At 71.6% G+C, this 12276-nt stretch carries 10 protein-coding genes; 6 read left to right on the plus strand and 4 right to left on the minus strand.

Annotated features, from left to right (window positions below):
* The first annotated feature begins 33 nt into the window (after positions 1-33).
* Together QBL25_RS06520 and QBL25_RS06525 are read left to right on the plus strand one after the other, a co-directional pair.
* Positions 34-1230 carry a pyridoxal phosphate-dependent aminotransferase gene (locus tag QBL25_RS06520; protein ID WP_409056035.1) on the plus strand — a complete coding sequence of 399 codons (1197 nt, stop codon included), beginning with the start codon at positions 34-36 and terminating at the stop codon, positions 1228-1230.
* Between the two features lie 119 nt (positions 1231-1349).
* Positions 1350-2642 (plus strand): FAD-binding protein, encoded by a 1293-nt coding sequence (locus QBL25_RS06525; protein WP_409056036.1) that lies wholly within the window; start codon positions 1350-1352, stop codon positions 2640-2642.
* Between the two features lie 25 nt (positions 2643-2667).
* Here QBL25_RS06525 and QBL25_RS06530 read toward each other — a convergent pair whose 3' ends face one another.
* Both QBL25_RS06530 and QBL25_RS06535 read right to left on the minus strand, forming a co-directional pair.
* The gene (locus QBL25_RS06530) at positions 2668-3750 is read right to left on the minus strand and encodes a family 43 glycosylhydrolase (RefSeq protein ID WP_409056037.1); all 1083 of its coding nucleotides are present in this window, start codon (positions 3748-3750) and stop codon (positions 2668-2670) included.
* A gap of 111 nt (positions 3751-3861) precedes the next feature.
* Positions 3862-4821, minus strand: a complete 960-nt coding sequence (locus tag QBL25_RS06535; RefSeq protein ID WP_409056038.1) for a LysR family transcriptional regulator — start codon at positions 4819-4821, stop codon at positions 3862-3864.
* A 108-nt stretch (positions 4822-4929) separates the two neighbouring features.
* Between QBL25_RS06535 and QBL25_RS06540 the strand changes: the two genes are divergently transcribed.
* Complete coding sequence (locus QBL25_RS06540) at positions 4930-5760, plus strand: oxidoreductase (protein ID WP_409056039.1); 831 nt, start codon at positions 4930-4932, stop codon at positions 5758-5760.
* 25 nt (positions 5761-5785) lie between these two features.
* Here the strand turns inward: QBL25_RS06540 and QBL25_RS06545 are convergent, their stop codons facing one another.
* The gene (locus QBL25_RS06545; RefSeq protein ID WP_409056040.1) at positions 5786-6973 is read right to left on the minus strand and encodes a methyltransferase; all 1188 of its coding nucleotides are present in this window, start codon (positions 6971-6973) and stop codon (positions 5786-5788) included.
* A gap of 170 nt (positions 6974-7143) precedes the next feature.
* Between QBL25_RS06545 and QBL25_RS06550 the strand changes: the two genes are divergently transcribed.
* From QBL25_RS06550 to QBL25_RS06560, 3 genes are read left to right on the plus strand one after another with little or no spacing between them, the layout of a single operon-like run.
* A complete protein-coding gene (locus QBL25_RS06550; RefSeq protein WP_409056041.1) occupies positions 7144-8613 on the plus strand; it encodes an aldehyde dehydrogenase family protein in 1470 nt (489 codons plus the stop codon).
* Complete coding sequence (locus QBL25_RS06555; protein WP_409056042.1) at positions 8610-10199, plus strand: APC family permease; 1590 nt, start codon at positions 8610-8612, stop codon at positions 10197-10199. Before QBL25_RS06550 ends, QBL25_RS06555 begins: the two co-directional genes overlap by 4 nt.
* Before the next feature lie 22 nt (positions 10200-10221).
* On the plus strand, positions 10222-11784 hold the full coding sequence (locus QBL25_RS06560) for a GMC family oxidoreductase (protein ID WP_409056043.1): 1563 nt from the start codon (positions 10222-10224) through the stop codon (positions 11782-11784).
* Positions 11785-11802: 18 nt separating this feature from the next.
* On the opposite strand, the gene QBL25_RS06565 is transcribed toward QBL25_RS06560, so the two are convergent.
* Complete coding sequence (locus tag QBL25_RS06565; RefSeq protein ID WP_409056044.1) at positions 11803-12276, minus strand: NUDIX hydrolase; 474 nt, start codon at positions 12274-12276, stop codon at positions 11803-11805.

Consider the following 12276-nt stretch of genomic DNA (forward strand, 5'->3'; position numbering starts at 1 on the left):
GGAGACACCACCTTCACCATCCGGAGTGCTCCCATGGCAGACGCGGGCAACGTCACCGCTCTCTTTCGCGCCTCGACCGCGCACAGCCCCTCGTACTCCGCGCTGAACAGGGCGGCGGCGGACAGCGGGCGGCCGCTCGTCGACTTCTGCATCCCGTGCAATCCGTACTTCCCCACGCCCGAGATGTACGAGGAGCTCGGCGGGCGGCTGCGGGACATCCTCACGTACTACCCGAGCGGCGCCGACACCATCACCGCCGAGCTCAGTGCCGTCCTCGGACTCAACCCGCAGACGGTCGTGATGGGCAACGGCTCGACCGAACTCATCACCTGGATCGACCACTTGCTGGTGCGCGACGCGCTCGCGGTGCCCGTGCCGACGTTCGGGCGGTGGACCGACCAGTCGATGGAGACGGGAAAGCGGGTCGACATGTTCCTGCTCCCGGAGTCCGACGGCTTCGTGCTCGACCCGGCGACCTACGTCGGCTTCATCCGCGCCCGCGGCTCCCGCACGGCCGTCATCTGCAACCCCAACAACCCCGACGGCGGCTTCCTGCCGCGCCGCTCGGTGCTCGCCCTGCTCGACGCGCTTCAGGACCTCGATCTGGTCGTGGTGGACGAGTCCTTCCTCGAATTCGCCGACGCGGGGCCGGAGTCGAGCGTCGCCGACGAGGCGGTGCTGCGGCCCAACGTCATCGTGCTGCGCAGCCTCGGCAAGAACTTCGGACTGCACGGCGTGCGCTTCGGCTACCTCGTCGCCAACCCGGGACTGGCCGGCAGGGTGCGCGCGGCGCTGCCGAAGTGGAACCTCAACTCCTTCGCCGAGACGGTGGTGTTCATGCTGAAGCAGCACCGCCACGCCTACGACCTGAGCTTGCGTCAGGTGCGGCGCGACCGCCAGGAGATGCTCTGGCACCTCGGCCGGGTCCCCGGACTCACCAGCTACCCCTCCCAGGGGAACTTCGTGTACGTGCGGCTGCCCGACGGCGTGGACGGAGCCGCCCTGCGCGACCGGCTCCTGACGGAGCACGGCATCCTGGTCCGCGAGTGCGGCAACAAGATCGGCAGCTCCAGCCGCTTCCTGCGCCTGGTGGTCCGCCCGCCGGTCGACGTACAGCCGCTGATCGGCGGACTCGAACAGGCCCTGTACGCGACCGGCGGGACCGGGCTCCTTCCGGCGGCCTACGGCTCGGGCAACCCCGCCGTCGACCGGCTGGTGATGCGGGCCTGAAACGAGCGCGTTTTCCGGCGCCCCGGCCTGCCGTCCGGAGCCGTATGGTCGTGAACCATGAACGCAGCGGGGGCAGGCGCGGGCCTCCTTTCCCGCAGCCGCGAGGGAAGGACCCGAACATGACTGACGCCTTGGCCACCGGCCGGGACGGCGCCGTGACCAACTGGGCCGGGAACATCACCTTCTCGGCCCGCGAGCTGCACCGGCCCACGTCCTGTGAGGCCCTGCGGACGCTCGTCGCGGAGAGCAGGCAGGTGCGGGTGCTCGGCAGCGGCCACTCCTTCAACCGGATCGCGGACGTGGACGGCGACGCCGCGGGCACGGCCCTCGTCTCCCTCTCCGCCCTCGAACCGTCGATCGACGTGGACACCGCGGCGCACACGGTGCGCGTGTCGGGCGGTGTGCGGTACGCCGAACTGGCCAGGACCGTCGCCGCGTCCGGGCTCTCCCTGCCCAACATGGCCTCGCTGCCGCACATCTCGGTGGCCGGTTCGGTCGCCACCGGGACGCACGGCTCGGGCAACGCCAACCAGTCGCTCGCGGAGACCGTGCGCAGCGTGGAGCTGGTGACGGCCGACGGACAGACGTGCGTCCTGAACCGCGGCGACGACGGTTTCGACGGCGCCGTGGTCTCGCTCGGCGCGCTCGGCGTCGTGGAGGCCCTCACGCTCGACCTGGATCCACACTACGTGGTCAGTCAGCACGTGTTCGGCGAACTCCCCCTCAACCGCATGGACTTCGAGGCGGTGACCTCAGCGGCGTACAGCGTGAGTCTGTTCACCGACTGGCGTGCTCCGCGTTTCGATCAGGTGTGGCTCAAGCAGCGCGGTGACGCCCCCGTCGACTTCCCGTGGGCGGCGCCCGTGCGCGAGGCCCGCCATCCCGTGCCGGGCATTTCGGCCGTGCACTGCACCGAGCAGCTGGGCGTGCCGGGCTCCTGGCACGAGCGGCTGCCCCACTTCCGGGCCGAGTTCATGCCCAGCAGCGGCGCCGAGCTCCAGTCGGAGTACCTGCTCCCGCGTGAGCACGCGCAGGCCGCCCTGCACGCCCTGGCCGCCCTGCGGCACGAGGTGGCGCCCGTCCTCCAGGTGTGCGAGGTGCGCACGGTCGCCGCCGACACCCAGTGGCTCAGCCCCGCCCACGGCCGGGACACGGTGGCCTTCCACTTCACCTGGGTGCCCGACACGGCGGCCGTGCTGCCGGTGATCGCGCTCGTCGAGGGGCGCCTGGCGCGGTTCGGGCCCCGGCCGCACTGGGGCAAGGTGTTCGGCACCGACCCCGCGGAGCTGGGCGCCCGCTATCCGCGCGCGGCGGACTTCGCCGCCCTGGCACGGCGCCTGGACCCGCAGGGCACGTTCCGCAACGCCTTCGTACGCTCGTTCCTGCGCCCCTTGCTCGACACCGCCCCCTGACCGGGCGCCATACGGCGACCGGGCGCTAGACGGCGTCGGCCACCGGGATGCCGAAGTCCGGGGTGCCGTCGGCCTTCCAGCCCAGCTTCTGGACGCGGGTGTGGCGGTTGGGGTCGTGCAGCGGGTCGCCGACGATGTCCTTGTACTGGCGGGCGTGGTAGACGAGGACGTCGGTGCGGCCGTCCTCGGCGACGGTGAAGCAGTTGTGGCCGGGGCCGTACTGCTTGGTCGTGTCGTTGCTGGTGAAGACGGGGGTCGGCGACTTGGCCCAGGAGGCCGGGTCCAGGAGGTCGCTGCGGGTGTCGGCGGTGAGCAGCCCCACGCAGTAGTGGGAGTCGGTCGCCGACGCCGAGTAGGTGAGGAAGACGCGGCCGTTGCGCTGAAGGGCCGAGGGCCCTTCGTTCACCTTGAAGCCGACGCACTCCCAGGCGTACTCGGGTGTCGTCAGGCGTATCTGAGGCCCCGTCAGCGTCCAGGGGTTCGCCATCCGGGAGAGGAAGACACCGGTGTTGGTGTCGGTGCCGGGCTCGTACTGCGCCCAGGCGAGATAGCGGCTGCCGCGGTGGGTGAAGGTGGTGGCGTCGAGCGAGAAGGTGTCCCAGGCGGTGGCGAGCCGACCCTTCTCCACCCATCTTCCCTTGAAGGGATTGGCGTTGGCGTTCTCCAGGACCCAGATCCGGATCTTCCACACGTCGTCGGCGGGCGCGGCGGCGAAGTAGATGTACCACTTGCCGTCGACGCGGTGGAGTTCCGGCGCCCAGATGTGCGCGGCCATGTCGCCGCTCGTGTGCCGCCGCCAGATGACCGACTCCTCCGCCCGCGTCAGTCCCCGCAGGGTGCGGGAGCGGCGCAGGACGATGCGGTCGTACTCGGGCGAGGTCGCCGTGAAGTAGTAGTGGCCGTCGGTGTGGCGGTGGATGTGCGGGTCGGCGCGCTGTTCGACGAGCGGGTTGCGGTAGGCGGCCGCACCCCGGGGCGCGGCGGGGGCGGGCTCCTGGGACGCCGCACGGGCGGGCGTCTGGGTGAGGGCCGGCGCGGCGGCGAGCGCGCCGGCGGCCAGGGTTCCTCGCAACACGGTTCTACGGCTGGGCACTTCGCTGGGACGCATGCGGCTCCTTGACGCGCGAGGCGGAGGGCGTCACCCCACCCCTGTGTTCGTGATGTCGAACGCCATTTGATACTCCGAACGCGGAAACGGTAAGGGGGCGTGGGGGCGAGGTCAACGGTTGCGACGCGACGGGCCGAGGGGCGCCTGTCCGGCCCGTCCCAGCGCCTCCCCGCACGCCTTGACGTACGCGCCCACCAGCGGGCGGCGGCCGTCGTCCGCGCGCCAGGCCAGGACGAACCTGCTGGGCGTGACGCCACGGACCGGGCGCGTGACGACACCGCCCAGCGTGATCAGGGGCGCGTTGCCCGCGGCGACCAGGCAGACCCCGCGGCCGTCCACGAGTGCCTCGTACGTCTCGTCGGTACTGGCGATCTCCGCGCCGATACGGGGCGGCCGGCCGGCGCGGGCGTCCAGGGCGAGCCAGTAGTCCCGCAGCGCGCCGGCGCTCTCGGGCAGCGCGAGGAAGGGTTCGTCGAGGAGGTCGGCGAAGTCGACCTCGTCCTGGTCCGCGAGGCCGTGCGACACGGGAAGGGCCACGTGCCGCGGCTCCTCGGCGACGACCACCCACGCATAGCGCTCCTGGTCCGGCAGCGGCAGCCAGACGAAGGCCACGTCCGCCGTGCCGTCCGCGAGGCCCGCGCTGGCGTCCTCCCAGCTCACCTGCCGCAGCCGGATCGTGGCGTCGGGGTGCGCCTCGCCGAAGCGGGAACGCACTGCGGGCAGCAGCCCGCCGCGGGCCGGCCGGGTGCTCATGCCCACCGTGAGCGTGGCCCGCTCCCGGACCTTCGCCCGCTCCACGGCCTCGTCCCCCGACCGCCAGGCGGCGAGCACCTGGCGGGCGTGCGGCAGGAGCGCCTCGCCCACGGAGGTGAGGCGCACGCCTTGCCTGTCCCGCACGAACAGCTCCGCGCCGAGCTGCCGCTCCAGCGCCCGTATCTGCTTGCTCAGCGCGGGCTGCGAGACGAAGAGCCGCTCGGCGGCGCGCGTGAAGTGCAACTCCTGCGCCACCGCGACGAAGTACCGCAGATCCCTGCCGTGCACGTCCCTGCCGCGAAAACCCTGTAGGTCCATAACCATCAGCTATCACGTCATGTCTTGGACGGGCCACCGGATTCCGCCGCACGATGATCCCCAGAGCCGGAGACGAGTGAACCGGCCGCCACACAAAGGGAGTTCGAGATGACGAGGGTATGGCTCGTGACCGGCGCGAACAGCGGCTTCGGCCGGGCGATCACCGAGGCGGCCGTCGCCGCGGGCGGTGTGGTCGTGGCCACCGCCCGAGCCGCCTCCTCCCTGGATGACCTGGTCGCCGCCCACCCCGACCAGGTCGAGGCCCTCACCCTGGACGTGACCGACACGGCGGGCATCGAGGCCGCCGTGCGGGACGTCACCGACCGGCACGGCCGCATCGACGTCCTGGTGAACAACGCGGGCCGCAGCCACGTCGGCGCCCTGGAGGAGGACTCGGACGCCGAGCTGCGCGCCCTGTTCGACGTGCACGTCTTCGGCCCGGCCGCGCTGACCCGTGCCGTCCTGCCGCACATGCGGGCGCGGCGCTCGGGGGCGATCGTGCAGATGAGCAGCATGGGCGGGCAGATGTCCTTCGCGGGATTCTCCGCGTACAGCGGCACGAAGTTCGCCCTGGAAGGGATGTCGGAGGCGCTGGCGGCCGAGGTGGGGCCGCTCGGCATCAAGGTCTTGGTGGTGGAGCCCGGCGCGTTCCGCACCAGCCTGTTCGGCAACACCAGCGCGAGCCCGGTCGAGATCCCGGACTACGCGCAGACGGCGGGCGCCACCCGCGCGATGGTCGCGGGCGGCGACGGCGAGCAGCCCGGCGACCCGGCGAAGGCCGCCGCGGCGATCATCACCGCGCTCGACGCGGACGAGACCCCGCTGCGCCTGCCGCTGGGCGAGGACGCCGTGGACGCGGTCGTCGGCCACCTGGACACGGTCCGCGCGGAGATCGCCGCCTGGGAGAAGGTGACCCGGGCGACGGCCTTCGACGTCTGAGCCTCCCGCGGGGAGCGAGGCGGTGTCAGCGGTCGCGCTTGACCGCCCGCAGGATGACGAACTTCGGGTTGCCCGCGACGACCTGGGAGTTGCCGAAGAGCTTGCGCAGCTTCACGTGGTAGTCGAGATGGCGGTTGCCGACGACCCACAGCTCGCCGCCGGGGCGCAGCGCGGCCCGCGCCCCGCTGAACATCCGCCAGGCGGTCGCCCCGGAGGTCGCCTGGTGGGTGTGGAAGGGCGGGTTGTTCAGGACCAGGTCCACCGACCCGGCGGGGACGGTGGCCAGCGCGTCACCCGCGATGAACTCCGCACGCGTGGCGTCGGAGGCGTTGGCGCGGAAGGTGGCCTCGGCCGACGCGACTGCGGGATACGACTCGTCGACGAAGGTGACCGTGGCCTCCGGGTCGGCGACGGCGGCGGCCGTCCCGAGAACGCCGTTGCCGCAGCCCAGGTCCACGACGTGCGCGGCGCCCCGGCCGGTCGGCAGGTGCTGGAGCAGGAAGCGGGTGCCGATGTCGAGGCGTTCGGCGCAGAACACGCCGGCGTGGTTGACGGCGGTCAGCCCCGCGCCCGCTCCGGAGTCGGCGTCGAGCACGTAGGAGCGCGGCCACGGGCTGGGCCCGGCGTCCCGCTCGGGATCCGGTGTGCTGAAGATGAGCCGCGCCTTCTGCCGGGCCAGCGACGTCCGCGTGGGGCCGATGATCCGCTCGAAGAGGTCGAGCGTCGAGGTGTGGATCTCGGTGACCATTCCGGTGCCGACGACGACCGTGCCCGTGTGCAGGGCGGGCGCGAGCCGGTGCAGCTGGTCCTCCAGGAGGGCCAGGCTCTTGGGCACGCGCACCAGGAGGACGTCGATCCGGCCGGGCGGGGCGTCACCGGTGGTCGCCAGGCGCACCGCGTCCGGCGCGAACCCGGCCCGGGCCACGTTGGCCCGCGCGGCCTCGCGCGCCAGGAACGAGTCGGTGATCATCGTCGGTCCGTGCTCGGCGAGCGCCGTGGTCAGCGCGCCCCAGCGGTCGCCGACGACGGCCACGGTGCCGGAGAGGTCGACGGGCTTCGCCTCGTCCGGCTGCTCGGCCTTGGGATCCGCCTCGCCCGCCAGATGCCGCAGCAGATAGGCGTCGGCGGCGGACCAGGCGCGCAGCGGGTCGCGCGGGTCCTCGGGAAATCGTGTGAGGTCGTACGCGCCCCATGACGTGATCAGCCGGTTCATCGTGCCTCCAGGCTATCGGAGTGACGCACGCGGTCTTCGGGTACGCCTGTCGCCGTGGAGGCGGACCGGGGCGGATGCGCCGAACAGCCGCTCTTGTGGTGCGGACGCGGCGCGTACTCCTTACCGTCCATTCGTGGAGCACCCGCGCATCCCATCCCCGAGGAGCCGTCATGCCGGAGCTGTTCATCGGCGGAACATGGACCACTGCCGTGGACGGGCAGACCCGGGAGATCCGCTGCCCCGCGGACAACACCCTGGTCGCGACCGTCGACGAAGCCGGGCCCAAGGACGCCGCGAAGGCGATCGCCGCCGCCCGTGAGGCCTTCGACGACGGACCGTGGCCGCGCGTCCCGGCGGCCGAACGCGGCCGTCTGCTGCTGCGCGTGGCCGACCTCATCGAACGCGACAAGAACGCGCTCGCCCGCGCCGAATCCCTGGACACCGGGAAACGGCTCGTGGAGAGCGAGTACGACATGGACGACATCGCGAACTGCTTCCGCTACTTCGGCAACCTGACGGCGGCGGGCGGCACCGACCGGGTGGTGGACGCGGGCAGCCCGGACGTCGACAGCCGGGTGGTGCACGAGCCGGTCGGGGTGTGCGCGCTGATCACGCCTTGGAACTATCCGCTGCTCCAGACGGCCTGGAAGGTCGCCCCGGCGCTCGGCGCGGGCAACACCTTCGTCCTCAAGCCCAGCGAGCTGACCCCGCACACCTCCATCATCCTGATGCGCCTGCTCACCGAGGCCGGGCTGCCCGGCGGCGCCGCCAACCTGATCCTGGGCGCGGGCCCCACCGCGGGCGCACCGCTCAGCGAGGACCCCCGCGTCGACATGGTGTCCTTCACCGGCGGGCTCGTCACCGGGCGCCGCATCATGGCCGCCGCGGCCCCCACGGTGAAGAAGGTCGCCCTGGAGCTGGGCGGCAAGAACCCGAACATCGTCTTCGCCGACGCCGATTTCGAGGCGGCCGTCGACTACGCCCTGATGGCGATCTTCCTGCACTCGGGCCAGGTCTGTTCGGCCGGGGCGCGGCTCCTGGTCGAGGACGGGCTGCACGACCGGTTCGTCGACGAGGTGGTCGAGCGCGCCGGGCGGATCCGGCTCGGCGGCCCCTTCGACCAGGACGCCCGCACCGGTCCGCTGATCTCGGCGGCGCACCGCGACAAGGTAGAGGCGTACGTGGCGGCGGGCATCGCCGAGGGCGCGGTCCTGCGCTGCGGCGGCGCGCGCCCCGACGACCCGGCGCTGCGCGACGGCTACTACTACCCGCCGACCGTGCTCGACGAGTGCACCCCCGGCATGTCGGTGGTCACCGACGAGTCGTTCGGCCCGGTGCTGACCGTCGAGCGGTTCCGCGACGAGGACGAGGCGGTCGCGCTCGCCAACGACACCGTCTACGGACTCGCGGGCGCCGTCTGGACCCAGGACACCGGCAAGGGCCAGCGCGTGGCTGCCAGGATGCGCGCCGGAACGGTCTGGATCAACGACTTCCATCCGTACGTGCCGCAGGCGGAGTGGGGCGGCATGAAGCAGTCCGGCTTCGGCCGCGAACTGGGCCCGGCGGGCCTCGCCGAGTACCAGGAGGCCAAGCACGTCTGGCGCAATCTCGCCGCGACACCCCAGAGGTGGTTCGAATGAGCACGGACCCCGCCAAGGGCGCCGCGGCCGCCGACGCCGCCCGGCAGCAGCACCAGGACGACGACGACGCGCTCGGCAAGCTCGGCTACCGGCCCGAACTCAAGCGCACCCTGGGCAACTTCCACACCTTCGCCGCCGGGATCAGCTACATCTCGATCCTGACCGGCACCTTCCAGCTCTTCTACTTCGGCGTCAGCTTCGGCGGTCCCGCCTACTGGTGGTCCTGGCCGATGGTCTTCGTCGGGCAGCTGATGGTGGCCCTCTGCTTCTGCGAGCTGGCCGCCCGCTTCCCCGTCGCGGGCTCCGTCTACAACTGGGCCAAGCAGTTGGGCGGCAAGCACGTCGGCTGGCTCGGCGGCTGGATGATGCTGACGGCGACCATGGTGTCCCTGGCGGCGGTCGCCCTCGCGTACCAGATCACGCTGCCGCAGATCTCCGACGCGTTCCAGTTCGTCGGGGACGGCAGCGGGGACACCGACGCGGCGAAGAACGCCGTCCTGCTCGGTTCCGTGCTGATCCTGTTCACCACCCTGGTCAACGCGTTCGGCGTCAAGCTGATGGCCCGGATCAACTCCGCCGGCGTGCTGATCGAGCTGATCGCGGCCGTCGTCCTGATCGTGCTGCTCGCCGCGCACATCACCCGCGGCCCCAGCGCCATCACGGAGACCGGGGGCCTGGGCGAAGGCCAGAACCTCGGATACTTCGGGGCGTTCCTGACGGCCTCGCTGGCGTCGGCGTACGTGATGTACGGCTTCGACACCGCGTCCTCGCTGGGCGAGGAGTCCCTCGACCCGAGCCGCAACGCCCCGCGGGCGATCCTGCGGGCGCTCGTCTTCTCCTTCCTCATCGGCGGGCTCATCCTGCTGTTCGCGCTCCTGGCCGTGCCGGACCTGCACGCGAAGGAACTGTCCGTGGACGGCCTTCAGTACGTGGTCCTGAGCACGCTCGGCTCCACCATCGGCGAGATCGTGCTGTGGTGCGTGGTCGTCGCCATCACCGTGTGCGAACTCGCCGTGCAGGCCGCGGGCATCCGCCTCGCGTTCGCCATGGCGCGCGACAACTGCCTGCCCGCGTCCTCGCTGCTCGCCAAGGTCAGCCCGCGGTTCAAGACGCCCGTGCTGCCCGCGATCATCATCGGGCTGGTCGGCGTCGCCATCCTGGTGATCAACATCAATCAGCCGCAGATCTTCTCGGTGATCACCAGCATCGCGATCATCATGATCTACCTGGCCTACCTCCTGGTCACCCTGCCGATGCTGATCAGGCGGCTGCGCGGCCAGTGGGAGCCCGCCGAGGGCAAGTTCTCGCTCGGCAAGTTCGGCCTTCCGGTCAACATCCTCGCCGTGCTCTGGGGCGCGGCCATGTCCCTCAACCTGGCCTGGCCGCGCGCCGAGGTCTACAACGCGACGGGACCGCAGCACTGGTACCTGCGCTGGGGCGCGTTCCTGTTCATCGGCATCGTGGCCTGCGGCGGCTTCGCCTACTACTGGTTCGTGCAGCGGCACAAGGCGGGTGTCCTCGCCGAGCACCGCTTCGAGGAGCCCGCCGACCCCACCACTCCCCCCTCGCCCCCGGCCGCCCCCTGAACCCCGTACGTCTGGAGTCGTCATGCCCGCACAGAGCCCCCAGGCCGAGTTCGACTACGTGGTCGTCGGCGGCGGGACGGCAGGCGCCGTCGTCGCCGCGCGGCTGACCGAGGACCCGGACGTCACCGTCTGCGTGCTGGAGGCCGGCCCCTCGGACGTCGGCGACGACAACATCCTGCGACTCGACCGGTGGATGGCCCTGCTGGAGTCCGGCTACGACTGGGACTACCCGGTGGAGCCGCAGGAGAACGGCAACAGCTTCATGCGCCACGCCCGCGCCAAGGTGCTCGGCGGCTGCTCCTCGCACAACTCCTGCATCGCCTTCTGGGCACCGGCCGAGGACCTCGACGAATGGGGCGCCCTGGGCTGTACGGGCTGGAGCGCCGCGGACTGCTTCCCGCTCTACCAGCGCCTGGAGACGAACGACGCACCCGGCGACCACCACGGCCGTTCGGGCCCGGTGAACATCATGAGCGTCCCGCCGAACGACCCCTGCGGAACGGCCCTGCTGGAGGCGTGCGCGGCGGCCGACATCCCCACCACGCCGTTCAACACCGGCACGACGGTGGTGCGCGGCGCCCACTGGTTCCAGATCAACTCCCGCACGGACGGCACCCGTTCGTCGGCCTCGGTGTCGTACCTGCACCCGGTTCTGGGCAAGCGGCCCAACCTGGAGGTGCGCACGGGGCTCCAGGCCAAGCGGCTGCTGTTCGACGAGAACCGGCGCTGCACGGGCGTGGAGTACCTGGAGCCGGACACCGTGCACAGCGGCACCGTCTCGGCGCGCCGCGAGGTCGTCGTCTCCTGCGGGGCGATCGACTCGCCGAAGCTCCTGATGCTGTCGGGGATCGGCCCCGCCGGGCAGCTGCGCGAGTGCGGCGTCGAGGTGCGGGTGGACTCCCCCGGAGTCGGCGCCCACCTCCAGGACCACCCCGAGGGCGTGATCATGTGGGAGGCGAAGCAGCCGATGGTCACCTCCTCCACCCAGTGGTGGGAGATCGGCATCTTCGCGGACACCGAACCGGGCCTCGACCGCCCGGACCTGATGTTCCACTACGGCTCGGTGCCCTTCGACCTGAACACCTACCGGCGCGGCTACCCCACGACCGACAACGCCTTCTGCCTCACCCCGAACGTCACCCGGGCCCGCTCCACGGGCACGGTCGAGCTGCGCAGCCGCGACTTCCGGGACAAGCCCAAGGTCGACCCGCGCTACTTCACGCACGAGCACGACATCCGCGTGATGACGTACGGCATCCGGCTCGCCCGCAAGATCGCGGCGCAGGCGCCGATGGCCGGCTGGACGGGCGCCGAACTGGCTCCGGGACCGGACGCCACGACCGACGACGAGCTGTTCGCCTACATCCGCCAGACCCACAACACGGTCTACCACCCGGCGGGCACCGTGCGGATGGGCGCGAGCGACGACGCGGACTCGCCGCTCGACCCCGCACTGCGGGTCAAGGGCGTCACCGGGCTGCGGGTCGCCGACGCCTCGGTCATGCCGTTCCTGCCCGCGGTCAACCCGTGCATCACCACGATGATGATCGGCGAGAAGTGCGCCGACATGATCAAGGCGAGCTGAGCCGGAGCGCGGCGCCCGTCAGCTCCGGTCGAACCAGGTGGGCTGCTCCTCCGCCATGGCCTGCTTGATCCGGAAGAGCCCGGTCTCGTGCAGATCGGGCAGCTGGTCCAGGGCGAACCAGGCCACGTCGAGCGACTCGTCGTCGTTGACGCGGGCCTCGCCCCCCACGGCACGGCAGCGCACGGTGATGTCCATGAACTGGCACGTGTCGCCGTTGGGGTAGGTCACCGGCTCCAGGGCCTCGACGAGCACGACGCGCTCGGCCACGCAGTGCACCGCGGTCTCCTCGAAGACCTCGCGCACGGCACAGGCGGCGGGCTGCTCGCCCGGGTCCGGGATGCCGCCGATGACCGACCACTTGCCGTTGTCGGAGCGGCGCCCCAGGAGCACTCTGCCCTCGTCGTCGAAGACGATGGCGGTGACCCCGGGGAGCCAGAGCAGCTGGTGGCCGGCGTCGGCCCGGATCGCGCGGATGAAGTCAGGAGTTGCCAT

The sequence above is a fragment of the Streptomyces sp. SYP-A7185 genome, from assembly GCF_046103685.1.
GTDB lineage: Bacteria > Actinomycetota > Actinomycetes > Streptomycetales > Streptomycetaceae > Streptomyces.

Excerpts from the sequence above, each read along its gene's own strand:
- QBL25_RS06520 (WP_409056035.1), top strand. The coding sequence starts at position 34 with ATGGCAGACGCGGGCAACGTCACCGCTCTCTTTCGCGCCTCGACCGCG.
- QBL25_RS06560 (WP_409056043.1), top strand. The coding sequence starts at position 10,222 with ATGCCCGCACAGAGCCCCCAGGCCGAGTTCGACTACGTGGTCGTCGGC.
- QBL25_RS06555 (WP_409056042.1), top strand. The coding sequence starts at position 8,610 with ATGAGCACGGACCCCGCCAAGGGCGCCGCGGCCGCCGACGCCGCCCGG.
- QBL25_RS06550 (WP_409056041.1), top strand. The coding sequence starts at position 7,144 with ATGCCGGAGCTGTTCATCGGCGGAACATGGACCACTGCCGTGGACGGG.
- QBL25_RS06535 (WP_409056038.1), bottom strand. The coding sequence starts at position 4,821 with ATGGACCTACAGGGTTTTCGCGGCAGGGACGTGCACGGCAGGGATCTG.
- QBL25_RS06525 (WP_409056036.1), top strand. The coding sequence starts at position 1,350 with ATGACTGACGCCTTGGCCACCGGCCGGGACGGCGCCGTGACCAACTGG.
- QBL25_RS06545 (WP_409056040.1), bottom strand. The coding sequence starts at position 6,973 with ATGAACCGGCTGATCACGTCATGGGGCGCGTACGACCTCACACGATTT.
- QBL25_RS06565 (WP_409056044.1), bottom strand. The coding sequence starts at position 12,276 with ATGGCAACTCCTGACTTCATCCGCGCGATCCGGGCCGACGCCGGCCAC.
- QBL25_RS06540 (WP_409056039.1), top strand. The coding sequence starts at position 4,930 with ATGACGAGGGTATGGCTCGTGACCGGCGCGAACAGCGGCTTCGGCCGG.
- QBL25_RS06530 (WP_409056037.1), bottom strand. The coding sequence starts at position 3,750 with ATGCGTCCCAGCGAAGTGCCCAGCCGTAGAACCGTGTTGCGAGGAACC.